Below are 22,791 nucleotides of genomic sequence, written 5' to 3'. Positions count from 1 at the left end.
GATATTAGTATTATAGACGTTCTTACAATATGTGGAAAAAGTCTATGGTCTCAAATCTTGATGATTTTGTCGATAAAAAACCGGGAAACTTCGGAACTATGAGCGAGAATGAATACGAAAAAGGAGACAAACCCCAACAACAAATCGAGGTTGTCTCCGCTTAGAAAGACATATCCGTAATGCGTTAACGCCAAAATATCAGCAGCCTCTACTGCTTGCAGAGCCTCTGCCGCTAATTATTTTTTCTTATTCTTCAAATCATCGATATTCTTATCGCCTTCATCCTTGATATCGTCATAAACCTGATTTCCACTTTTAGTGACTTCGTTATACAAACGCCTCCCGGTATCACGAGCATAAGTCCATGCGAAATTCTTACGTTCTGTAATCTGTGTCCTCACTTGAGGGATAGCATTTCCGTTTTTAGATTCTAGATACTTAAGGGCTGCTAGCAGATTATCATATTCTTTGTTCGCTAGAATTTGCATATCCATTTCTGTAATATTGATAACTCCCTGCTTCTGTTCTTTTTGTGTATTTGCCTGTCCTTCTCCTTTTTCTTTCCATGTCGTCCACTCGCCTTGTAATTTGGCATAGGCTTTATTGAGATATTTTTTTAGTGATTCGTCATTATCTACAGAAGTGAACTCTCCACCACCAGATGTAGCAACTTGTCGAAGCAATTTCTGTCCTTCGTTATCCACATTAAAGCCAATAATATTTACAACTGTCTTCACTTTGGATTGGTTGAGTTCTTTGGCAATCTGTACTGGATTACCTCCACATGTTTCAATTCCATCACTAACTACATATACGACCGAATCGGTTGTCTCAGGATTAATATCTTGTTTTACAGATTTCAGAGCATTTGCAATGGGTGTCCATCCAGCTGGTTCTATATCTTGAAGTACTGTTTTTATTTGATTGGTCTCCACACCTTGACCATGAAAGATTTCTTCTGTACTGTTACAGGATGCTTTTTTATCTTTCTGACTACTTGTTCCTTTATGTCCATAAACCCGTAAAGATACCTCTGCATTTTCGGGTAATTTATCTGCGAAGATCTGAATAGCCTCTTTGGCAGAGTCCATTTTTGATTTGCCATTGATCTGCGCTTTCATGCTGCCACTGGCATCAAGTAGGATCGAAATGTGTAACTTCTTACTTGTGGGTAATGTGATGTTACCATTAGGTCGCTCATTATTCACTTTAACTTCTGTTTCAAAATTATTGAAAGTGGTCATATAAAAGCGATAGTCTTCAGCCAATAAGAGGAGTAGTTCTTCCTCATATTGATCAGCTGTCAAATCGCTTGGTAATTGGTCCAGAGCCTCTTGAACTTTCTGTTCATCAAAGTTAGAGCCAGCAAAACGTCCTGGAGGTTTCATTAATATTTGTTCATCTGTTAAGGGAGTCTGAGGATTCGTTCGAATTGAATCGGATGGGTTCTGAATGTTTGAGGTATTCTTTTCAGGTTCATTGCTTTGATTTGAATTTGTTGGGTTCTGAACTTTTGAGGTATTCTTTTCCGGTTCATTACTACAACCAGCAAGGAATACGATTAACGTTACAAATATGAAGATAGACCTTCGAATCATCAACTTACCTCCAATTTATAATCTTCTGGTGACGGTTCGCCACTGCCATCTCTAAGGTATGAAACAATGGGTGCAGGTATGAACCCATTAATACGTAGATTGACCGAATAGGGCATCAAGCTTTTCCGAGGATATAGCTGTTAATCAGGCTGATACGAGCAGACTAAATCAGCCGATTTCCATTCGTATCGAAGCTTTAATTCGTTTCCGCTTCGCTCGGCGGTCATAATAAAAGGCTCCGCTTTCGGCTCGTGCAAAATAACCCGAATTTCGCTTCCATTCTTCTCGTATTCCCCGATCCATATTTGGGTAAAGTTGCCCGTCGTTTCATGAACGGATAAAGGATCCCTATCGGAAGTAGGATTTTCAAGAAATTTCATCTCGGTAAAGCAAGCTGACGATTGGGATCCGGCGGCAAGCTTCCAGTACCCCTCTATTTTTTGCTCCGCGGCTTCCGTTTTTTTGGCATGATTACAACCAACCAGCAAGGAAACGGCAAATAATGCAGCGATCGTTCCTACTACTGTACTTTTCATCAATAACCCTCCTCTTCATTACAATCCCATTGAGCATTAATGTAATTATATGTCAAGATTTAACTGATGGCAGTATCTTAAACTGGTTTAATTATAGAAATCCTTCACCTTTGTGCTTATAGAGTGCCTACTTACAGTTTTCAAAAAAAAAAAGCAGTGCAAGGGCGGTTCTCCCCAGTTCACTGCTTCCTCTTTCATGCTATGCCGATCCCCACACGCCGGTGGATTCATCTTTACTGCTTTATGATACGGTCTGGTATGTCGCACGCCTAGTCTCCGACCAGTACTTCTGGGCATGTGAAAAGGCTGCCATTTGGCAGCCTTAAGCATACGGAGTAAACATGTTCCCATTTACAGGAACAATCCCGCTATTGTAGCGGACAATACACTGACCATCGTTGCTCCGTAAAGTAGTTTGAGACCAAAACGGGCCACCACATTTCCCTGCTTCTCATGTAGTCCCTTCACAGCGCCGGCAATAATGCCGATGGACGAGAAGTTGGCGAACGACACAAGGAACACCGATACGATTCCAATCGTACGTGCGGAGAACGCAGTATGCTTGCCGAGATCTAGCATCGCCACGAATTCATTGGATACCATTTTCGTCGCCATGATGCTTCCCGCCTCCACCGCTTCCCTCCATGGTACCCCCATGACGAAAGCGAATGGCGCACAGAGATAACCGAGAAAGCCCTGGAAGGATATGCCGAAAATGCCGGTAAAGATGCCGTTAATCAGCGCGATCAGCGCAACGAAGCCGACCAGCATTGCTGCGACGATGACGGCTACCTTGAACCCATCCAAAATGTATTCGCCCAGCATCTCAAAGAACGACTGCTTCTCTTCATCCTGTACTACCAGAATATCCTCTTCTCTCGAAACTGTATACGGGTTAATGATCGAAGCGATTATAAAGCCCCCGAATAAGTTAAGTACAAGCGCGGTAACAACAAACTTTGGATTAATCATTTGCATGTATGCGCCGACAATCGACATTGAAACCGTGGACATGGCGGAAGCACAGAGCGTATAAAGACGATGCTTTGGCAGTAAGCCGATTTGCTTTTTGACGGAAATGAATACTTCCGATTGCCCCAGAATTGCGGATGCGACCGCGTTATAGGACTCCAGCTTGCCCATTCCGTTGATTTTGCTGAGGACCAGACCGATATATTTAATAATGAAAGGCAAGATCATCGTATACTGCAGAATCCCGATGAGAGCGGATATAAATATGATCGGGAGCAGAACCGACAGAAAGAAAGTCATTTGACCTTGATTGACAAGACCCCCGAACACAAAGTTAACGCCTTCTCCTGCATAGGATAGCAGCTTCTCGAATATCGAAGCGAAACCTCCGATGAGGAGTTCGCCGACGACGGTATGCAGTAAGGCAAATGCAAGCAGCACCTGCAGGACGAACATGAAGAAAAGCGGCCTGTAACGGATATTCCGGCGATGGCTGCTTACCGCATACGTCAGGCCGAACACGACTAGCACTCCTAGAATAGCGATTAAATATCTCATGATGATGTGTATTCCTCCACTGTGAATGTATTGTAAGTATTCCTTTTTTAAGCACTTACAACTCACTTAAAAGAAAAAAATAAAAAACCATCGGAATTACTTCAATGGTTTTCCTGGTATTTTTTCCGGATTCTCCGGGATATAAGCTCAACTTCCTTTGGACTTAGACCTGCTGCTTTTCTTAATGCCATATATTCTTCAGGTTTGGGGCAATATATACCAAGTCGGATACGTCAACGAATCCATGGTAATTAACGAGAACGATGATAAAGCGGGGTTAAGTAAGTTGAATAATAAGATTATGGATTTCATCAATAATCATGGAGCGATATGGAAAATCCCATTCGCTTCAGCATTGTCATGGGAGATTGCCAAATGGGCAGGATCCAGTCATCCCTATTTAGCGCCTCTGACCGTCATCCTGACCATTCAGGTTACCGTCAGCAAATCCATCCAATATGCATGGCAGCGCATTGTCGGCACGCTTGTGGGCGTATTACTTGCTGCAAGTATAATGCCTTATATCGGCTTAAACGGGTGGACCATCGGTCTTATGCTGTTGCTTGGGTCCGTGATTGTGGTGCTGTTCAAATGGGAGCATGTCGTGATAGTCCAGGTGGCTCTCAGCGTTTTATTGGTGATGTACTTTCAAAGCAAAATGCCCAGCTATCCGCTAGACCGCATTCGCGATACCATCATCGGTGCTGCTGTTGCCATTCTGATTCACTTGCTAATATTCCCTCCTAATTCCATCAATAAGGCCACGCAAAAGATGATTCATTTCGCGGATCATTTAACTAAGCATTTCTATATTGCTGCACAATGGGTCGAACATGGGTGCTCCTCAAGTGAGGCTCAGACCTTAAAACAAGCATTGCAAACCTTATTCCAAGAGCTTCATCAATCGACAACCGAATTGGATAAGGCGAATCAAAGTTTACGTCTCAACCCGCTTGCTCACAATAAACGTAACACGTTGAATAAATTGACCCAACATATGAATCAACTTCGGCTAGGCTATGCAAATCTTTCAGATATGATACGAGTTTTTATGAAATGGTCCGAAAGCGGCTCTTTGTCAACAGAGAATCAGCAAATTTGGTCTGATCATTTGAACACGTTAGGGTTGCTTGTAAAGGAATGGGAACCCATATTGAATAACGTGGGTAAAAGCACCTTTAAACCAAACGCGAATGCTCTACAATTAAAAACACCTTCTCAATTAGCGAATGATCAGTACCCGCTTGCTTTATATGTGAACGCCGAACAAATCATTCAAGATTTCTATAATCCCATTTTGTCCAGTAACAACTGATAATCTTTCGGTGTATCCACATCCATGAACAAGTCCGGCATCTTGCAATCAATGCATATACCCGATGGATCCTTACGAATCAGACTTCTGGCGCCCTGATCGCCTCGTAATTGCATGAGATCCGCAAACAATCGATGATCAAATAGTACAGGTGGTCTCGCCAAACCTTCGAAACTTGCGGCTGCGTAATGAATGTTATGTTGTAGACCTGTTTCATAATGTCCAAGCAGTTCATTGATCAGCTCCTTCGTGATTAAAGGTTGGTCTGCGAGTAAAATCATGACAGCCGTCGCTTTCATCGAATTAGCAGCCTGGATTCCGCACCGAAGGGAGGCTGCTTGCCCCAAATGAGCTTCAGGGCAGGATATAACGGACCATTTACGATGGATTGGATCTTCGAAGAATGAACGATCCATCCAATCCGGAGCATCACTGGATATGATCCAAATGTAATCCAAACAAGAATTCAAAGCCGCAGCCAACGCATAATTTCCCAAGCACATCGAACCCAGCGGTAGTCGAAGTTTATCCGAGCCCATTCGGGTGCTCTGACCAGCTGCTAAATAGATCCCATGGATGCGACTATGGCTCATAGGCAATCGCTTCTCTCTTCCTATTTTTGCGATACGTATCGATTAACTCTGCGAGAATGCTCACTGCGATTTCCACGGGTCCTTCCGCGCCAATCGCGATGCCTACGGGTGCATGCAAATTCTCCGGTATCGGCCCCTCTTCGAATAAGCGTTGCGTTCGACGCTTCGAACCCAGGACGCCAATATAACAAAGCTGCCGCTCTGAAAGTAAACGAATCAACTGTTGATCCCTTCGAAAATGATGCGTCATCACAACGGCATAATCGTAAGAAGTACAATGGATCAAGCCTACCGTCTCCTCAGGAAAGCCTATCAATAGCGTATCTGCATCAGGAAAATAACGTCGATCGCAAAGCACAGGTCTCCAATCGGAGACGATCACGGAGAACCCGGCAGCATTCGCAAATGTGGCCAGCGGTCTAGCATCTTGACCCGCTCCAAAAATCAACAATCGCGGTTTAGGGTAATACGTATGAACGAAAACATTCGCTTGCATAGAGGGGACGGTTTTCATACCGCTTTTTCGAGATTCGCCGGACGAAGTTAAATCCAATAGAGCCTCTGGAAATCCTCCCTTCCATTCTCCATATACCTGGCGATCCCCGGTTACGAAGGCATATTCGGCTACCGATCCCTCTGAGCTGATATTTTTGATGATCTTGACCTCCATTTGCCGATCCAGATCATCCTTTAACGAACATAAATGATCCATTAATACGTTATCTATGGGTTCTATCGTCACATGAATAACGCCGCCACACCCTGATTCTTCTCCCCAGGACAGTAGGTCCGAGGATTGCATGTCGTACACAAATCCGCAAGATCTGCCTGATTCCAATATTTCCGGTATGCGTGCTGCTAGATCCGTCTCCAAGCAACCTGCACTCAGCAGCCCAATTTGTGAGCCGTCTTCTAGAAACAGCATGGAAGCTCCTTCTTTAAGGTAGGCACTCCCTTCTACATGCGTAATCGTTGCAAGCACGCTTCGTTGGCTATTACATCGAATAGCTTCTAGGATACGATGAATTTCTTCCAACCATGCCCTCCTCCTTCAACTCCCTTGGGATGTAGGTTTCGCAGCGTTATTCGACGTAAAAACGGACATCACGGCTTTATGAATTTCCTCGTACGATGTGCACCTGCAAATATTGGATTCTAGCCATATCCCGATGGTTTCTTCATTCGCATCAGGATGTGCATTCAACAAACCATGACAATTCACAATAAATCCGGGTGTGCAATAACCGCATTGGAACGCTTGTTGTTGAACGAAGGCTTGCATGATAGGCGAATGGGTCAAACCTTCGATCGTTGTTATATGCTGTCCATTGGCTTCCACAGTGAGCATGATACACGATTTGATCGGCACCCCATTGACTAATATCGTACAAGTTCCGCAATCGCCATTGTCGCAGCCGTTTTTACTTCCTGTCAGTCCGAGACTTTCGCGAAGAACATATAATAGGGTATCCGCAGTCCGAACTTGAATCGTTCTCCATTCGCCGTTCACTTGCAATCCGATCGAATATTGAGAGATATTGTAGGATGGCATGCTTCACTTTCCTTCCAACAGGGATAAGGTCTCAATCAGCGTATGTTTCAGCACAAATTTCCGATAAGCGGCTGACGCTTCCGTATTCGTCAGTACCGGAGCAGGAAGCTTATCGATTGCCTGATCTACTTTAGCTTCTATAGATAACATGGGATCGTTCAACACTTGCTCCATCTCAATGGAGCGGAAAGGAAACGCGCAAACACCGCTGTACGCTGTTCGTATCTGATGATCTTTCTTAAGCGCTGCCAATGTGACGAGCGGATAGCCAACGTTGCCGATCTGACGTTTTTTAACATGAACGTAAGGCAACGCTAAGTATTCGCGGTCTGTAATCATTTGGACAATAAATTCTCCACTTTCCAATCTCATTTGTTGTACGAATACGTGATGAATCGAAACCTCTCTCATCCCTTTTAGACCCGCTATGAGCATTCGACTGTTCGAGAGCAGCAGCGGGAGTACGGCCTCCCTATAGTAAATTCTGCCGCAAATGTTCCCCCCGAACGTAATTTTATTACGTGCCGTTTGGTCGGCGACGCCTTGTGCAGTTTCACTGAGCAGTGGAAACAGATTTACTGCGGTTAACATCGATAACGGTACGCAAGATCCAATAACGAGATGATTGTACTGGTATTGAATGATGTTGCACTCCGATATGGACTTCAAATCAATCACGGCTCCCGGACGAATGGCGTTCATTCGGGCCCATGTTATGATCTCTGTCCCACCGGAATAATACATCGGGTTTTTCCCTTGCGCATACAATTGCCGGAATAATTCCACAGCCTCAGGAATGGAAGAAGGTTTATAATATTCAAAATTAAACGGAATCATGAACCATCCCCCAAATCATTTCCGGCGTTAATGGCAGTTGATTCAGTTCCACACCGATCGCATTCGTTAAGCTATTCGCCAGTGCCGCAGGCATACCAATCAATCCATGCTCACCGAGACCGCGCAATCCATAAGGAGCTTCGAGATTTGGCGTTTCGACAAATTCAACCAAATACTCCGGCTGCCCCCCATATCGAATTAGCTTATAGGTACGAAGCTGAGGATTTAATATTTTTCCGTTAGGATCGAACTGAAACGCTTCCCTGCTGGCGAAACTCAGCCCCATACTCATAGCACCTGTAATCTGGCCCCGAGCGAATTCTGGATTAATCACTTTGCCGGCATCAATCACCGACGCTGCTTTGACGATTCTATACGTGTACTCTCTTGTATTTATTTCAACTTCTACCGCTTGTGCGCCTACGGTCCAATCGGGACCTGGTGTTCCTTTGCCGGTTTCAGGATCCAGCTGCGTTAAATGTTGCATCGAGTAGTTCCCGCGACCGATCACCTGACCACCGATGGTGTTGCCGTTCGGATACATGTATCCATTAGCGATTTTGATAATTTCGATCCCGATATCGGGACGGTGAATAAAGTAAATCCTCCCCCCACCGACATCCAGCTCGGTTGGTGGGTAACCGAGCACAATCGAAGCAATCTCTTTCAGCTGCTTTATCGCATCATCGGCCGCCCTCAGAACGGCATTCCCCACTAAGAAGGTGCTGCGGCTCGCCACGGTTTTCCAATGCTGAGGATCCGATTCGGTATTCACGTCTGTAGAAATTTGGACCATCTGCTCATCCATACGCAATCGTTCGGCTAGCATTTGCGTAAGGGCTGTCCTCGTTCCTTGACCGATCTCCACTGCACCGCAGAGCAAGGTAACGCTCCCGTCGGCATTGTACATCACAATGGCTCCCGCCCCGGCATTTGTTGGCGTATTCGAATTTTTCCAGAAACAGCATACGCCTTTTGCCCTGATGAGATAGCCATGGATTTCTGCCTTTGATGGTTCGTCCCAACGGATTAATGTTTTCAGCTTCGTTATACACATGGACAGATCACCTAGATTGCTACGATTCAGCTGCGTTTGCGTCGGACTTGTATCCCCTGGTTGAATCGCATTCAGGATACGAAACGCGAGGGGATCCATTTGCACTTTTTTCGCTAAGATATCCATTGCTCGTTCAATTGCTAGCGTCATCTCCGGGTGGCCGAACCCCCGGAATGACGTAGAATAAGGATGATTCGTATACATGCATAAAGAGTCGCAATGAACGTTATCGATGCGATAAGGACCCGTGCAATCGGTAGCTCCTGCTCGGCTCATAATGGCTCCACGATCTGAATAGGCTCCACCATCATATAGAAATAAAATGTCCGCGGCTTCAATTTTCCCTTCCTGGGTACAGCCTAGCTTGACTCTTGCATCTAACCCGATATGTACTGGCGAAGAGATCATATCCAGCTCCCTGGAATTTACGATGTTTACAGCTCTTCCTCCAACAGCTCTCGAAGCCAATACAGCCAGGAATTCCATCTGGATCGCGGATTTGCCCCCGAAGCTTCCTCCGACGAGAGGCGTATGAACGATGACTTGATGAAGCGGGATATGAAGAAAGGAACTGATCGCTCTTCGGATGACATAAGGTGATTGCGAAGTGGAATGGATGATTACTTTGCCATCGGGTACAATCTCTGCTCTGCTGCTCCTTAATTCCATCGCGGCATGATCCGATTGAGGTATGGTAACATGAACTTCAATCGTATGGTCGCTGCGCTTCCAACCTTCCTCCATATTTCCTTTACGTATTTTGGTTCGGTTCGCGACGTTCGTTCCCGCTTCTGGAATGGCCTCTTCGGTCCGTTTATACATAGCAAGGTGTTCATGAATGATGGGCGCATTTTTCTGATAGGCTTCAGTTGGAGAGTTTACGACAGGCAGAGGATCATATTCTACTTTGATGCTTAGAGCTGCCATCTCTGCTATGTGTTCCTGTTCCGCGACAACGAGGGCGATCGGCTCTCCATAGTACCTCACTTTATCGATGGCAATTGGCGGTCGGTCTTCAAGTGGAGAACCCGTCAAGACCGGATAATACTGTCCGGTGATGATCGCTCGTACGCCAGGCAATTTCCAGGCCTCTGACAAATCAATCGATTTGATGATTGCGTGAGCATGGGGGCTGATGGCAATTTTGGCATGTAAAAGCCCTAGGTTAGAGGCATCATCCACATATTTAGCTCTCCCTGTTACCTTCTCCCACGTTTCCTTTCTCGGAACACTTTTACCAACCGCCTGACCGTTCATAATCCCCCTCCTTTCCATAGATATATATGGAAAATGGATTGTCCGTATTAACGAAATTAGTCTTATATAAACTCTTATGATGACGGTCCGAAAAGTGTTTCGTTAAAACAAAAAAGCCGCGATTTCCGCGACTTCAAACTCTAATTTGCAATGTTAACCCATCTCCCGAGAGAACTGCGCCTTTACAATCCTGCCGCTGCTTTAATTTGCTGTCTTTGAGTCATGATTAACTCTTTCAATCTTTCTGTTCCGAATGCACCTTCTGTAAAGGCGTTCGCTTTCGGATAATAGACCATCCGGAAGGATGTTCCATCCTGAAGGTGCACGCGCAGGAAAATGCCAGTTTCATGCTTTGTTTTCTTATAGACCGCATCGAAACCGATATGAGACAAAGGCAGCAACTCTTGAATAAATTCTGATGCCGCTTTCGCACTGAAATCGCCAATTGGACTGCCGTCCTCAGCGCTTTCTAGACTCACTTTCTCCACTCTTCCGTTGATATCCAATAAATCTCCCATTGTTGCCGCATTCGGATTATCATTTACTTGATAAATCTTGTTGTCGGCTATGACACGGAACCCCGACTTGTAACCCTTCATGGCGTAAATACCAGTACCGATCGGAAGGAAGGCCGCATCCCCGTTCTTGTTCATATGGCCCGTACAAGCGTGTTCATTTAACATATAGGAGACTTCACCTATCTTGTCTCCGCGTTGCTCAACTGTTACTTCCCTAATTCCATCGTCGTTGTAATAATATTTAATGTTGTTAATCATCAGAAAATCAACCCACTCGATTATCTCCGCGCATGGTGCCTTTGTACAGCCGGCCGCAGTCAGCATAATAAGAAGTACGAACAAAGCCTGACCCATTCGTTTAACGCAATTCATTGTCCATCACCTCTACCCAAAAATTGGTACGAACGGAGGCAGCTTCCCTACGTGAATATCGGCGTGAATCTATCATTAAGGCAGTTCTATATCATTGGGCCAATGGATTTGTATGCCCTGTTCCTGGATCATCCTTTGAAATGCTTGCATGTGCTTGGAGTCTTTTCGTATATCATGCGGTTGAATTTGATTTTTGAATGCATAAGAAACTAAATAACCGACACTTTCGCCAATATTCCATTCCGTCGGATGAAGTCGATAACAACCGTTCGCAATTTGAGTTGTTCCAATATTTTTGCAAGCGGGCAGCACATTTTTCACACGAATCGGAAGCAGCGCAGCCAGCGGAATTTCATAGGGATAAGATGGTATATATAGACTGCGATGGGATGCTGTTGTCATATGCAAATCCAGATAATAGTGTCCGACGCCTACACTATCGTCATACTTGCGAATGCCTTGCTGTCCACGAATTTCCTTGCTCACATCATGCTCCGATATCGTATATAAAGCCTTGATACGTCTCGATTCACGAATGTATGGATGTTTGGCGAATCCATCCTCCGTTCCGAGCACGTCCTTACGCAAACGAAGCCCGGGATATCCCTTTCCTTCATCTAAGCGTGGCGCCTCGGTCTGCAGCCAGTACAGTAAAGATAAGCTTAATTGACGCGCCCCTTCCAAATGTTTGCTGCGTTCATGCTCGGACACACCGTAAATGGCGCCCAGATGATAATCGTTCTGCGGCCAATTAATCAAGGAAACGTCACTTGGAAATAATTGATTCTTAAATAGGGATTTATCGATAATACGGCGATAATTGAATAAGGACTCCCACCACTGACCTAGTTTGCCTTTAAAAAGTGCGTACTCTTTGATAGTACCGTTCTTGCTGATCTCAGGGACGAGCCAGCCGAGCAGCGGCAAATGCTCATAGTTATGCGGTACATATTGACGCCAATAATCATATTGTTTGGGCTTGTCTATCGTAAAGTTGCCGCCTTCCACGTAATCCACGGCAAATACGTGTGTAATCGACTGCATATCTAATGGATCCGCCACCTCTGCAGCATGCGGCTCTCCTGTCTGTTCTTTCGATTCGGCTCCCATCACATGCTCAATACCAGCCAAAGGCAGCAAATCTCCGCATTCGGTAGCATCCGCAAAAAATATGCCTTGGAGCGTAGCTTCCTCACAGCTATGTTCTTGCCGAACCTTTACACATGTTACGAGATCGCCATCTATTACAACATCGACGACGCGATATTGATATAAAATCGTAATGCGGCCGCTGCTCGTATAAGGAGCAAGCATATCCTCAATGACACGCAGTGCTACCTTAGGCTCATGGCAGAGTCGGCTAACCCATCCATTGCCCGGATTTAACACTTCGTTCTGGAACGCTTCGTCCGTCAGGGGATAATTCATTCTATAATAAGCCCTTACCCGGTTGCGGAATTCTTGATAGGTCCGTGTACAGCCAAATTTCTCAATCCAACGATGCTCATCCGGCGGAATCGCTTGACTGGTTAGCTGACCGCCAATCCAATCAGTTTCCTCCGTCATGATGACACTTAATCCTGATTTCGCTGCTGCCAGGGCTGCCATACAACCCCCTAAACCTCCACCGAGAACAACAAAATCTGCTTTTTGCACGTTTTTATTTTTCATTGGTGAACATCCTTTCATGATTAATGTATATTTTGATCACGCCCGGCTAAGAAATCCTATCTTCCAATCAACCCCTCCTTTCGATCGTTCTATACTTTATAAACTCATAAAAGAAGAGAAAAGTTGAGTGAATCGTTAATAATTAAGGAAAAATTTAGAATAAATTAGAGTTGAAACTTGCGTCTTATCTAATCGTTCAAGTAAAACAAAAAACCGCAATTATGCGGCTTTCAATGTCTATATGTTCTTGTCGTCAGACCCCAGTGCTCAATTGTAAGAAATACCTTCATATGCTTCCATTAATTCTCTCCATCCGCATCCATAGTAAATCTCTGCCCGCTTCATCTTTCCAAGCCCTAAAATGCGGCTGCATCACTTCATACCAATTTGCTGGTGTTTGCCGCGAATTCAGACATCCCTGACGTTTGTGTTCGCTAATAAAGCTTGGCAATTCATGATATGAGAAGATCAGCGTACCGAACAATCCGATAATATAGGTCTCGTTGAAGCTTGACGCTGCTTCTTCTTGCTTTTGAAAGTGGTAATAGATATAACTTGCTGTCATTTCCGGTCGTAAACAAGCAATCGAGCCGATTCGCTCATCAACTTGACGATGTTCTCTCCACGAGTCATAACGCTCAGGAATTCCATCATGAAAGATATCAATTAATGGTACCGCCAACCTGGACATGTTCTCAAGCTGAAACGAGCTTAGTGGATCCACTGGCCATGACTCCAACAATCGGCTGTAGTGAATAGGCCAGCGCCACTCTATTTGTGCCGAAGAATGAGCGGATTCCGCATAAATAAACACATATAGTTGTGATACAAAGATAGATACATCTGATAGTCCCTGATCAGCCCAATCGCTTCGAAGTGATTCAATTTCTGCATTCACCGTGCGGCGGAACTCGCTTTCGGAGTCCCGCCGAAGCTGGGAGTAATACATTAAACGTCTCATTGGAAACATCCCCTCTTACCAGAACGTATCTTTCATCCCGCGCAGCTTGACAATGGCTTCCGCAAAGAAATAATCTCCATAAATAATTGGCACGTTAACATGCGTTTTTCGTGGACTATTGGCTGTACCGAACCGAAGAATCGCTTCTTCATGAGGGTCATTCCAGGCTGAGCATTTTTCGTCCAGCTTCTGAAGCAGCTTCTCAGCCGCATTTCGGTACAAGGGAGCTTCACTTGGCGGCACTAGCAAACTAAGCTCCAGCATGCCGCTTGCCGCACAAGCTGAGGCCGTGGAATCCATGGCCATTCCTTCTTCCCAGGGCGCACGGAAATCCCAAGGGGGCAGCCCATCCTCAGGTAGATTTGCCAGGAAGAACTGGACTGAACGCTTTGCCGCATCGATATATCGTATATCACCAGTATACCGAGCGCTCAAAGCCATACCATAAATGGTCCACGCAGTGCCCCGTGACCAGGCGGAATCTGGTGAATAGCCCTGTCCGCCAAGTGCTTCCTGTCGTTCTCCCGTCTCTGGATCAAAGCAGACAATATGGTGAGCCGACCCGTCAGCACGAAGAAATTCGCGCAACGTGGTATCTGCGTGCAGTTTGGCGATATGGCGAAAACGCGGATCATTTGTTTCCTCACTGGCCCAGTACAATAAAGGCAAATTCATCATGCAATCGATAATCGCCCAACCGACGCGCTCCGGCTGATTCCAAGCCCGAATGAACTGGCCCATTGGGTTGAACCGTCCTGCCAAGTGACTCGCTGCAGTCAAAGCCCTCCTCCTGGAATCATCGCTGCCAATCAGTTTATATTGCGCAACAGAAGACGGGCTCCACATAAAGCCTACGTCGTGATGGAGCGGGTAAAAGCCATGTAGAACCAGATCCATTTTCGATTCCGTAAGCACGGCAATTTCTCTTAAACGATCATTCTTGGTCTCACGATAAACCAGCCATAGAAGTCCGGGCCAGAAACCGTTGGTCCACCAATCCGCCTCCTCCCGATTATATTTGCCATGATATGAGGCGTATGGGAAGTCAGCACCGATCGACTCACACATGTTCTCGACCTTTCTCTGAATCTTGCTCCAAGTCTGATCTAACCAAAGAAGACTAGACGACTCAGTCTGCGACTCAATGTTCATCATCTCTACCCCCTTCTGGTCCGAAGCCTTATTGTTCATTCGTCAGTGAAAAGTACAGTCTGACTTCCTGTTTATCCTTCCGCGTCCATTGTGCTAGCTGGTAATGACCATTCCGGTTCGGCATTCTTCCCGGCAGCAATTCTAGTTCAATATTTGTCTCTGCTTCATCCGCCCACACGGTATATGTAGCATGACCGTATTTCACCGTAACTTTATTCCCCTCACAGGAGATCGACGATTGATCCGTCCCATTCGTCACCAGCAGCGGAACCGTCACGCCAACTGCAGTCAACTCAGCTGCTTCAGCCGCATCAAACTTCCAGGTAACCGTTACTCCATCCACGCCTATTCGGTAATGTTCCTTAATACGCTCCGCACTGCCAATCCCCGGTCTCGGCAAAACATCGCTTACTGCCCTGCGGTATACTTCATTCACGTTGGCGCCGGGCGTTTTCGGATCCAGAAGGTAAGCCTTCGGTTGCGGATTTGCATCATAGGTTAAGGCAAAACATAGATTGTTCTCTTGACCTTCAGGCTCCGATACCAATAATTCACATAAACACGACAGCTGTTCGGCATTCAGCGGTTGTCCCTCCGCATCCAATGCATGAAAAACTTCATGCTGTCTTCGACCGTAATTTGCCAGCCTATGCCAAGTTCCATGTTCATCCCGCCATATTGGACCAATGGCTGCCGGAAAGAGCGGTGCGGGAATTGTCTGCTTCGGGCGATAAAATATCCAGGGAATCTCTCCCTCCAGCCCAGCGATTCCGGTCGACAGCGCCGTTTCTTCTGGGATACCTGCCCGGTGCAATCGAACAAATCCGGTTGCATCCTGACCCATCTGGGCAGCGGTATCGATTGTCATATGATATCCGCCCCGCATCAAAGCAGTTGTTGCATAAATGCGGTGGAATGAAGGCAAATGCAGCACAAATCCCCCAACATCGGCGGGGGCAGCTGTTTCTTCAATCGAATCATCTGCATCCAAATAACATGAAACGGCGATCTGTGCGGCATACAAGCTGTACGTTGAATGATAGGCATAAAACTCGTAACCCACACGATCCGCGATCGGAAAGCGGTTTTTGAATAATCGAAATTCAGCGGAATCCTCCACCCATCGAAGAATCGATTGATAGGCTAGATGCGCGGCACGTTTGAACGTTCCTGCCCACAACAATTCCCCGTGCCGCAGGTAATATGCAGCTTCTCTCTCACAAATATGCACGAAGGAGAGCTCATTCCACAGCAGCTGATTACTGCGACCGCCGCAACTTGTGGCGCCGGTTGTCGATTGGGTGAACAGCATGGTTTTAGCGCCCCGGTGGAGAAGAACCTTGAGCAGTTCAGCGGCTGCTCCCTCGTAGCGTGCTTCTAGCACACCGCTTAACTGGTCTCTTGCGGCCAAATCGTAGGCGGCCGGCAAATTCGGGTCTCGATAGAGCCCCTCCGGCGTAAATCGGGTCAGCTGATACGGCAGGTACTTATCGATAAAAGCAGTGGAATCCGTCAGCCCGGCGCGAAACCTCATCATCTCTCCGTGCATCGCATACGTAGCCCAATTGCGAATTTGTCGAATATCCGGGAAATTCTGCTCGGTTTGCGAATAGGTAAGCTCCGGTTCAACTCGCTGCAAATTCGAACGCCAGCAATCTACTCTGTCAGGGTCAGCATAGCTGGACAACTGCTCATACCCCAGTACCAGCATATGAGATGTAAAGTCAGCATGATCGTCCGGCACCTGATTTGCGCCCAGACAATAACTGGCCCAATCCATCGCCTTCAGAATGATTTCTTGCATATCCCAGCATCGTCCTGATTGAAGAAGTACTGCGCCTGCCTTGACAAAGGATGCCGTTGCATATTCATGTTCCTTACCGTCTGTCGGATCGAGAATAGCCCCTTGCTCATTCATATAGGGTAAAAAGGCACGTATCTGACCTTCGGCAAAATCCAGATAATGCTCTCTTCCTACCTTGGTTTGCTGAATTGAAACCTGTGTTTTACGAGATGTAAAAATATTTATCAGATCGGAAATAGGGTCAGCTGTTGCGAGTTTATTCAAATATGAGGCATGAGCGTCCATCCGCTGCTTCACTCCTTTGTTGTGACTATAGCGTTCTACCGACTAGCAAATCTTGTTTCTCTGGGTCTGCCCATGGCATATCATAAGAAGGAGCGTTCACATATCGATCCATGCTGATCCGCAAAGTCACCGTCGTCCCTCCAGCTAAAGCTACGTTTAGCCACTTATTATGGACATTGTTCAGTTGATCAAATAGTCGGCGCTGCATAACAGCCCACTGCGGCGAAACCGCTTGACGCTTTGCATGAATAACCGGAATGGGTATCGGGTTTTCTGTGATGGCCATCTTGAAACCTCCTGTTCGTCAGAACCATTTATAACAATCGCTGCCCTTGGAATAAGCTAAACACTTTTGTCATCTCATCATCAGATAAGCCTCTACCATCACAAAAGCTAGCATTTAACGTTAGTGATTGAATCGAGGTTGTTCCCACGAGTGTTATAGCGATATCCGGGCAAGTCAGACTGAAACGAAGCGCCGGCTCAACAAGACCTTTCGGTTCAGTATTCCTTAGAAAATCAAGCTGTGTCATTCTTCGAGCGGCTTCTTCAAGCAAGAACTCATTGTTCTGCAAAAAAGGAGCCGGATGATCCGCCAAAATTCCCATCGCAAGCGGACTGCCATGAATCACGCCGATCTGTTTCTCCTTTGCTAGGGGCAAGAGCTCATCTTTTGCCGAATAGTCTATCAAGGTATATTTCGCATAAGTCTGAATCGTATCGACCAATTCCTCCTGAAGGAATGGCATCAACAAATCAAGACGACCTGCATTCACACCAATCGCTCTTACTTTTCCCTGCTCCTTCAGCTTACGGAAAGCGGGCAGCGTTTCGTTTATCGCCTGTTCATAGGTGGTCTGCTCCAATTCATGGAGTTGAATCAAATCAATATAATCTGTTTGCAGTCTGCTCAAGCTGTCTTCAACTGACTTTATCGTATTCTCGTACGTGTAAGGATCTCCTCGCATAACTGCTTTGGAGGCGATAATCACATTGCTACGTTTACCTCGCAGTGCTTTCCCGATTCTCCGTTCGCTTTCCCCTCGCCCGTACAAGGGGGCTGTATCAATAAAGTTCATGCCTAAATCCAGTGCGTGATCAATGACTCGAGTTACAATTTCATCCGTTGTCCCGCCGTAATCGCCGCCAAGCGGTGCTCCGCCAAGACCGATTTTGGATACTTTAAACCCTGTTTTTCCTAATGTGGCATATTCCATCGTGGCCCGCTCCTTTATTCTTTTTCGAGCACAATGCTGCTATCCTTAGCTAATCACGAACCGAAACGCGATCTCCATGTCGGATATCGGATGTTGATGATGAAGGATGATCCGATAAAATCTCTTTCCCTTCTCCGTTTCGGAATCTAGCGTCACGGGCTCTATTTCAGCAGACCACTCACTCTCTTCGTAGAAAAGTGTAACATCGCTCAATTCTAATTGACCTGGAACCGTCTTCACTGGCTGAACACTGCTGATGAATACCTCTTGAAAGGAAGTCGGTTGATTGGAAAAAGAAACCCGATCACGAATGACGAGATACGGCGTTTCGTTCAAAGTGCGTTTCCATACAAATTGGCGTGTAAGATGTCTCAAATCAGAACATGCATACGCATTAGTCAGATCCAGGGATACAGCCATTTCCTCATTCGTTTGATGATGCCCGGTCATTTCCGTGTAAAACTGTCTACCGAAGCCCTGTGTACAACCGTTAACAATAGGCACGGAGTGGCCATGCGATCCGGCGTTTACTTGCTTATAACGATACTCCGGCTGAAAATACTGTCTGGAATATACGCCGAGTCCCATATCTGCCAGCACACTTCTACCATCGACATGGAGAATAAAATGCCCTAAATCATTGTGATTGTGCGGCTCTTCGTTATACCCGCCCTTGGCTGCAAAAGCGATCATGCGACCCTTAACATCGGTGACCTTCGAAATGGCCCACTGATTCCCTTCGAAAATCCTCTCTTCAACCCGTCCCGAATCTCGCCAGGCCTCCTCTGTCTGGGATTCAGTCCGATCAGGAGACCACAGCATAAGTCTAGAATTGTCCAACCAGCTGTTCGAAGTCGGCATCAGCCAGGTCGTTGATTCCGGCATTTGAAGGGCCGGTGCATAGCTCTGCAAGCGATGAATCACGCCCGTATTCCATTTCACCTGCTCGGCGGAATCGGAGAAATTGACAACTTTCCCACCGCCCAGCATGCAAAATTGCGGAAACAGGGAAATTTGCTCGATTTTCTTGTCTTCCAGAAGGGAGATTCGCCCTTGCGTTCGCTCCTTTAACAACTCCGCAAAAAAAACAAAATGCGAAAATCCATACTGCCAGTAGGCCGGTCCCTCCGGCGTGGCCCCTTGCTCATCAAAGCCGGATAGGTAAGCGCGGAGAACATTGATGACTCGCCACAGCATGCCGCTCAGCTTTTCACTGTCCTGTTCCAGATAGATCGCTGCCGCACCAATGGAAGAAGCGCAGACGGCGGGCCAATTGTTCGTTTTGAGCTCCCAGTTCTGAGGGACTGGATTATGGAAATACACCTCAAAAATTCGCCGATGTATCTCTGCCTTGACGCGTTCGACAACCCACGGATGCATGCGATCCCCCACCAAATGAATGATTTCAGCCAGCGTAAATCCGATGTGTGCAGCCGCTAAATCAACCGTTTCGCGAGGCATCTTCGTCTGGTCCCAAATTTGATTCGGATATTGGTTATGGTAGAGCCCCACATGCGCAGGCAGTACCCACGTAAACTCATTACAAATGTTCCAAATTGCATTTTCCAACCCTGTGATCCATTCCGGGCGGATGTCTGCCATGGCAAGTAGACTGAATGTATGCAACCCTGAGTAGAGCTGATCCCGCTTGCTCTGATAAATGATCCGGTCACCGGTGCTGCCAAATAAAATAAAGTCCGAGAATGAGGGGGGCGCCGGCGGCATCGCGAGCAGTTCTTCCGCTTTTGCCTCAAGCTGCTCCCAAATTTCTGCGTATTTTGTCCCTTCTCTGATCCTATGCCAATGCTCGGGGGAGACTGCTTCTGCGAAAAGAATCTGTGAGGGACAGTCCGTCTCCTCCAAAGCCTGTTTAAACTGCTTGAGTGTCAGTTGATTGATCAATGTGGTTACCTCCATCGTGAAGACTTAGTGAAATGATAGCCGTTTAACGCCATAGGAAAGATACGTACCGTGAGCCACTCCAAGGCGTCACGGTACGTATCTACCAATTACTTCGTCTGCTTCCAGGCCTCAATTTGTTTTGCCATTTCTTCAATGACCTTATCGATGCCAGCTTGCTTCAACTTATCCTGGAAAACTTTCAGATTCGTATTTGGATCAACCGTACCTGTATCGAGTCCCGGCAGATGTTCATCGATCACCGTAGCCAAGTTGGCTATTTCCGCCATAACTGGCGTGTTATCGAACTTGAAACCCATTAATGGGGATTTTTGCGCCGTTTCATTCTCTTTCTTGGTCTGCTCCATGACGGAAGGATCCATCCCTTCAACCAAATAAGCGTTAAATGTGTTTCCGAATACCCAGTTCGCGTTAGGTGCATAACCGCCATCTTTATTGATTTGAACGACGTTGTCAGACACTTTCTTGTAATGCTTACCTTCTACGCCGTAACTGATGGCATTATAAAGTTCTTTATCTGTGTTCAACAGATTGATAAACATCATTGCGCGTTCAGGATTTTTGGAGTTTTTGCTGATGGATTGCATCGTTGTAATAACCGTGCCTGTGGAAGCGTACGCATCCGTAATTGGCACGTAAATGACATCATTTCCGCCGTTGGCTGCTTTGGCTTCCACTTCACCGCCCGGCTTCAGCACATTATGGAATTGAACAGCTGCGTTGCCTGTTTTGATAATATCGTTTTTGTTCTTGAGCGTTGCCGCATTTTCGTTAATATAGCCTTTGGTATACCAGTCTCTCATCACATCCAGGTAATGCTTATATTGTGGTGTCTCGAACAAATTAATAGGTTTGTCAGGATTCTGAAGCTCCACACCCACGACATTGTTAATCGCTTCTAACCCTTGACTTTGGTACATTAGACTGAATCTTCCACTCTTATCATTCAGAAATGGAACCACGTCCGGTGATTCGCCTTCTTTAATTTGCTTCAGAAACGGTTCGATATCTTCGAACTTCTTAATGGAGCTGACATCCAAGTTGTATATGTCTGCAAAACGCTTTTGAATGACAAAACCTTCTTTTTTCGTTACCGTCTGATAGTTGGGAATGGCATAGATTTTACCTTGGATTTTGGCAGCATCCCAGACGAAATCAGGCATAGATTTCAGTAAATCCGGCGCGTTCTGTTGAATCAAATCATCCAGCTCCAGAAAAGCACCTTTCGATTGGTTTTGCAGATAGTCCCAGTTCCAGTTGGCCACCCAAGCAACATCATACTTTTCACCGGATGCAACGATCGTGTTCATTTTTTGATTGTAATCGGCAAATGTGTGCGCTTGCAGCTTTACCGTTGCATTGATTTTCTCTTTGGTAATCTTGTTCACCGCTTCCTGAACGGTTGCTAAGTCTTGCGGAATTGCGCTTAATGGGAAATTCCATACCAACTCTACGGGAGGCAATTCTTCATTCTGCTTACCATCTGCGGCTTTCTGCTCTTCCTTGGCACCTCCACATGCCGTCAATACCAATACGAAACTGATCACACCTGCAAACAATTTGAGCCATTGCTTCTTCATCCCATCTTTCCCCCTAAGTATATTATGATATTTATATCAACTGCTCGTACGAACGGGAAGACGAACCCGTCGTACCAAGCAATTTGATACCCGTTCATTCGACTAGCCTTTGACAGAACCTACGGTTAGGCCGCTAATGAAAAATCGTTGCAGCATCGGGAAAACGATCATCATCGGTCCCGCTGCAAGCACCGCCATAGCCATTCTTGCTGACAAGCTCGGAAATTGCGTCATGTCGATACTCACGTTAACGGTTGACATATTGTTGGACAAATATTCGATGGTGCTCATTACGCGATACAACATTAATTGAAGTGGAACCAACTTCTGGTCGTCGATGAACAGTAAGCCCAGCCACCAATCATTCCAATACTGGAACGAGATGAACAGCCCGATGGTAACTAGCGCTGGCAAGGAGAGCGGCAGCACGATGGTAAAGAAAATACGCCATTCGCTTGCCCCATCGATCTTGCCGGATTCAATGACTTCTAACGGAATTTTATCCAGAAAACCTTTCATCACCAGGATGTAAAATGGACTTAGCAAATACGGGACAATCAATGCCCACATCGTATCTTTTAGATGCAAATACTGGGTGACCATAATATAGAACGGAACGAGCCCGCCACTAAATAAGGTGGTAAAGAATACATATAAGGTCATCGGTTTACGATACCGATAATCTTTGCGTGAGATCGTGTATGCGGTCAAACTAGTTAGAAATAATCCAATAACCGTCCCAATCACGGTCACCAGAATGGTAATACCGTAGGCATTCAATAATACGCCTGGGGATTTAAAAATTAAGGAATATGCTTCAAGACTAAACTTCTCCGGGAGTAAATGGTAACCGTGTTGTAGAAGTGTTTTCTCATCAGTGAACGAGATGGATATGACCAGAATCAAAGGAATGATTAACAAGATGGATAGCGCACAGAAGAAAAGATTAATAATCCGGGAACTCCAGCTAGATTTTTTACTTGCCAAAGAGCTTTTTGCAGCTTTCTTGTTTATCGTAACTTGTATCGTAGACATT

The 22,791-nt window shown here is 46.0% G+C and carries 19 protein-coding genes; 1 reads left to right on the top strand and 18 read right to left on the bottom strand.

Going from position 1 to position 22,791, the window contains the following annotated elements; genetic code table 11:
• Positions 1-236: 236 nt before the first annotated feature.
• The 3 genes from C558_RS0125005 to C558_RS0124995 form a co-directional block, all read right to left on the bottom strand.
• Complete coding sequence (locus tag C558_RS0125005) at positions 237-1,598, bottom strand: vWA domain-containing protein (RefSeq protein WP_018759042.1); 1,362 nt, start codon at positions 1,596-1,598, stop codon at positions 237-239.
• A 140-nt stretch (positions 1,599-1,738) separates the two neighbouring features.
• Positions 1,739-2,134, bottom strand: a complete 396-nt coding sequence (locus C558_RS0125000; RefSeq protein ID WP_018759041.1) for a hypothetical protein — start codon at positions 2,132-2,134, stop codon at positions 1,739-1,741.
• A 351-nt stretch (positions 2,135-2,485) separates the two neighbouring features.
• The gene (locus C558_RS0124995) at positions 2,486-3,664 is read right to left on the bottom strand and encodes a NupC/NupG family nucleoside CNT transporter (protein ID WP_018759040.1); all 1,179 of its coding nucleotides are present in this window, start codon (positions 3,662-3,664) and stop codon (positions 2,486-2,488) included.
• A 286-nt stretch (positions 3,665-3,950) separates the two neighbouring features.
• Between C558_RS0124995 and C558_RS0124990 the strand changes: the two genes are divergently transcribed.
• Positions 3,951-4,979 (top strand): FUSC family protein, encoded by a 1,029-nt coding sequence (locus tag C558_RS0124990; RefSeq protein ID WP_051106926.1) that lies wholly within the window; start codon positions 3,951-3,953, stop codon positions 4,977-4,979.
• On the opposite strand, the gene C558_RS0124985 is transcribed toward C558_RS0124990, so the two are convergent.
• From C558_RS0124985 to C558_RS0124915, 15 genes are all read right to left on the bottom strand, one after another.
• Positions 4,949-5,572 carry a nucleotidyltransferase family protein gene (locus C558_RS0124985; protein ID WP_018759038.1) on the bottom strand — a complete coding sequence of 208 codons (624 nt, stop codon included), beginning with the start codon at positions 5,570-5,572 and terminating at the stop codon, positions 4,949-4,951. The genes C558_RS0124990 and C558_RS0124985 overlap by 31 nt on opposite strands.
• Positions 5,562-6,608, bottom strand: coding sequence for an XdhC family protein (locus C558_RS0124980; RefSeq protein WP_018759037.1), 1,047 nt, complete (start codon positions 6,606-6,608; stop codon positions 5,562-5,564). Before C558_RS0124980 ends, C558_RS0124985 begins: the two co-directional genes overlap by 11 nt.
• Positions 6,609-6,623: 15 nt before the next feature.
• Positions 6,624-7,124 (bottom strand): (2Fe-2S)-binding protein, encoded by a 501-nt coding sequence (locus tag C558_RS0124975; RefSeq protein WP_018759036.1) that lies wholly within the window; start codon positions 7,122-7,124, stop codon positions 6,624-6,626.
• Between the two features lie 3 nt (positions 7,125-7,127).
• A complete protein-coding gene (locus C558_RS0124970; protein WP_018759035.1) occupies positions 7,128-7,961 on the bottom strand; it encodes an FAD binding domain-containing protein in 834 nt (277 codons plus the stop codon).
• Positions 7,948-10,275 (bottom strand): xanthine dehydrogenase family protein molybdopterin-binding subunit, encoded by a 2,328-nt coding sequence (locus C558_RS0124965; RefSeq protein WP_018759034.1) that lies wholly within the window; start codon positions 10,273-10,275, stop codon positions 7,948-7,950. Before C558_RS0124965 ends, C558_RS0124970 begins: the two co-directional genes overlap by 14 nt.
• A 182-nt stretch (positions 10,276-10,457) precedes the next feature.
• A complete protein-coding gene (locus tag C558_RS0124960) occupies positions 10,458-11,165 on the bottom strand; it encodes a hypothetical protein (protein WP_018759033.1) in 708 nt (235 codons plus the stop codon).
• A gap of 75 nt (positions 11,166-11,240) precedes the next feature.
• Entirely contained in the window at positions 11,241-12,836 is a 1,596-nt protein-coding gene (locus C558_RS0124955; RefSeq protein WP_018759032.1) for an FAD-dependent oxidoreductase, read from the bottom strand.
• Positions 12,837-13,122: 286 nt separating this feature from the next.
• Positions 13,123-13,797, bottom strand: coding sequence for a hypothetical protein (locus C558_RS32845; RefSeq protein ID WP_018759031.1), 675 nt, complete (start codon positions 13,795-13,797; stop codon positions 13,123-13,125).
• Between the two features lie 15 nt (positions 13,798-13,812).
• On the bottom strand, positions 13,813-14,949 hold the full coding sequence (locus tag C558_RS0124945; protein ID WP_018759030.1) for a glycoside hydrolase family 88 protein: 1,137 nt from the start codon (positions 14,947-14,949) through the stop codon (positions 13,813-13,815).
• Positions 14,950-14,977: 28 nt separating this feature from the next.
• Positions 14,978-17,017: a hypothetical protein gene (locus C558_RS0124940; protein WP_156826255.1), complete on the bottom strand. Its 2,040-nt coding sequence runs from the start codon at positions 17,015-17,017 to the stop codon at positions 14,978-14,980.
• Between the two features lie 46 nt (positions 17,018-17,063).
• Positions 17,064-17,324, bottom strand: coding sequence for a hypothetical protein (locus C558_RS0124935; protein WP_018759028.1), 261 nt, complete (start codon positions 17,322-17,324; stop codon positions 17,064-17,066).
• Between the two features lie 28 nt (positions 17,325-17,352).
• Entirely contained in the window at positions 17,353-18,255 is a 903-nt protein-coding gene (locus C558_RS31825; RefSeq protein ID WP_018759027.1) for an aldo/keto reductase, read from the bottom strand.
• A 45-nt stretch (positions 18,256-18,300) separates the two neighbouring features.
• On the bottom strand, positions 18,301-20,157 hold the full coding sequence (locus C558_RS0124925) for a heparinase II/III family protein (protein ID WP_018759026.1): 1,857 nt from the start codon (positions 20,155-20,157) through the stop codon (positions 18,301-18,303).
• 107 nt (positions 20,158-20,264) lie between these two features.
• Positions 20,265-21,755, bottom strand: a complete 1,491-nt coding sequence (locus C558_RS0124920) for an ABC transporter substrate-binding protein (RefSeq protein WP_018759025.1) — start codon at positions 21,753-21,755, stop codon at positions 20,265-20,267.
• A 102-nt stretch (positions 21,756-21,857) separates the two neighbouring features.
• Positions 21,858-22,790, bottom strand: a complete 933-nt coding sequence (locus tag C558_RS0124915; protein WP_018759024.1) for a carbohydrate ABC transporter permease — start codon at positions 22,788-22,790, stop codon at positions 21,858-21,860.
• Position 22,791 lies beyond the last annotated feature (1 nt).

It is taken from the genome of Paenibacillus terrigena DSM 21567 (assembly GCF_000374845.1).
GTDB lineage: Bacteria > Bacillota > Bacilli > Paenibacillales > Paenibacillaceae > Paenibacillus_K > Paenibacillus_K terrigena.
The sequence above is the reverse complement of the archived record's forward strand: the minus strand, read 5'-3'. Positions and strand labels throughout refer to the sequence as shown.

What these genes read in the sequence shown, in the direction of transcription:
- C558_RS0124955 (WP_018759032.1), bottom strand. Translation starts at nt 12,836, where the DNA reads ATGAAAAATAAAAACGTGCAAAAAGCAGATTTTGTTGTTCTCGGTGGA.
- C558_RS31825 (WP_018759027.1), bottom strand. Translation starts at nt 18,255, where the DNA reads ATGGAATATGCCACATTAGGAAAAACAGGGTTTAAAGTATCCAAAATC.
- C558_RS0125005 (WP_018759042.1), bottom strand. Translation starts at nt 1,598, where the DNA reads ATGATTCGAAGGTCTATCTTCATATTTGTAACGTTAATCGTATTCCTT.
- C558_RS0124935 (WP_018759028.1), bottom strand. Translation starts at nt 17,324, where the DNA reads ATGGCCATCACAGAAAACCCGATACCCATTCCGGTTATTCATGCAAAG.
- C558_RS0124915 (WP_018759024.1), bottom strand. Translation starts at nt 22,790, where the DNA reads ATGTCTACGATACAAGTTACGATAAACAAGAAAGCTGCAAAAAGCTCT.
- C558_RS0125000 (WP_018759041.1), bottom strand. Translation starts at nt 2,134, where the DNA reads ATGAAAAGTACAGTAGTAGGAACGATCGCTGCATTATTTGCCGTTTCC.
- C558_RS0124965 (WP_018759034.1), bottom strand. Translation starts at nt 10,275, where the DNA reads ATGAACGGTCAGGCGGTTGGTAAAAGTGTTCCGAGAAAGGAAACGTGG.
- C558_RS0124985 (WP_018759038.1), bottom strand. Translation starts at nt 5,572, where the DNA reads ATGAGCCATAGTCGCATCCATGGGATCTATTTAGCAGCTGGTCAGAGC.
- C558_RS0124945 (WP_018759030.1), bottom strand. Translation starts at nt 14,949, where the DNA reads ATGAACATTGAGTCGCAGACTGAGTCGTCTAGTCTTCTTTGGTTAGAT.
- C558_RS0124960 (WP_018759033.1), bottom strand. Translation starts at nt 11,165, where the DNA reads ATGAATTGCGTTAAACGAATGGGTCAGGCTTTGTTCGTACTTCTTATT.
- C558_RS0124970 (WP_018759035.1), bottom strand. Translation starts at nt 7,961, where the DNA reads ATGATTCCGTTTAATTTTGAATATTATAAACCTTCTTCCATTCCTGAG.
- C558_RS32845 (WP_018759031.1), bottom strand. Translation starts at nt 13,797, where the DNA reads ATGAGACGTTTAATGTATTACTCCCAGCTTCGGCGGGACTCCGAAAGC.
- C558_RS0124995 (WP_018759040.1), bottom strand. Translation starts at nt 3,664, where the DNA reads ATGAGATATTTAATCGCTATTCTAGGAGTGCTAGTCGTGTTCGGCCTG.
- C558_RS0124975 (WP_018759036.1), bottom strand. Translation starts at nt 7,124, where the DNA reads ATGCCATCCTACAATATCTCTCAATATTCGATCGGATTGCAAGTGAAC.
- C558_RS0124920 (WP_018759025.1), bottom strand. Translation starts at nt 21,755, where the DNA reads ATGAAGAAGCAATGGCTCAAATTGTTTGCAGGTGTGATCAGTTTCGTA.